The sequence below is a fragment of the Cellulomonas bogoriensis 69B4 = DSM 16987 genome, from assembly GCF_000767165.1.
In the GTDB taxonomy this organism is placed as follows: domain Bacteria; phylum Actinomycetota; class Actinomycetes; order Actinomycetales; family Cellulomonadaceae; genus Actinotalea; species Actinotalea bogoriensis.
The window spans coordinates 1-953 of the sequence record NZ_AXCZ01000366.1 but is presented as its reverse complement, the minus strand read 5'-3'; the positions used below and the strand labels follow the sequence as shown (position 1 = coordinate 953).

Annotated in this window: 1 protein-coding gene; it reads left to right on the top strand. The window is 74.8% G+C overall.

The features are described 5' to 3' along the window. On the top strand, nt 1-953 hold a 953-nt coding region (locus N869_RS18105), incomplete at both ends, for a hypothetical protein (RefSeq protein WP_035063157.1).

Here is a 953-nt window from a genome sequence, read left to right as displayed (position 1 = left end):
CGCACGGTCGCCACACCGCACCTGGCCGCGGCGGCCCTCTACGACGGCGGGACGCCGGAGGAGGTCGTGCTCGGCGACGTCGCCGCCGTCTACGCGGGGTACGTGGCCAAGCGCGGTCCGGCGCACCGCCTCGCACGCGAGCTCGGCTTCCGCACCGGCGACGGCCTCGTCGTCAGCTACGACGCGCGCGGGCTCCTGCGTCCGGGCCACGCGCTCGAGGAGTTCCTGCGCGACAGCAGTGCGTCGGAGTTCGTGGTGGACCTGAGCCCGACGTTGCGCCAGCTCATCCGCCCACGGGACAAGGTGCTGCCGCTGCTGGCCGAGCACGTCGCCGCCGCTCCCGCCGGGGCGCTCGGGCACGCCGTCGTCCGCGAGTTCGTGCGCGGGTCGGCCGGCGTGATCTCGACGCGGACCACCGCCGGCGTGCTCGTCGAGGTGGCGCCCGAGGGTCTGCTAGCCCTCAACCGGGGCACGGCCGCGGCGACGCAGGCGGTCGTCGGCCCGCACGGTGTCACAGCGGTCGACGACGTGCCGGCCGACGCACTCGCCGCGCTCGAGCGCTGGCGCGTGCCGTTGCTCGCCATGACGGACGCCATGGCCGAGCGGCACGGGGAGGTGACCCTGGAGTGGGTGCTGCACGACGGCCACCTGCTGTTCACCGACTACTCCGTGCCGCCCACGCAGTCGCCCGACGGCCCCCGCTCGGGCCGCGTGCTCTCCCCCGGTACCCACGCAGGGCCGGTGATCGACCTGCGCGACCGTGACCACCTGCTCGAACGCCTGTCGGTGGGCCCCGCGGTGAGCATCGACAAGTCGCTCGACGTCACGGCGCACGGGCCGGTGGCCGCCATCATCGACGAGCTCCGTGAGTCCGCCGAGCGGCCCGTCGTGCTCGCGTCCAGGCCGTACGCGGTGCTGTCGGTCCTGCTCGACCACGCCGGCGCGTTCGTCTT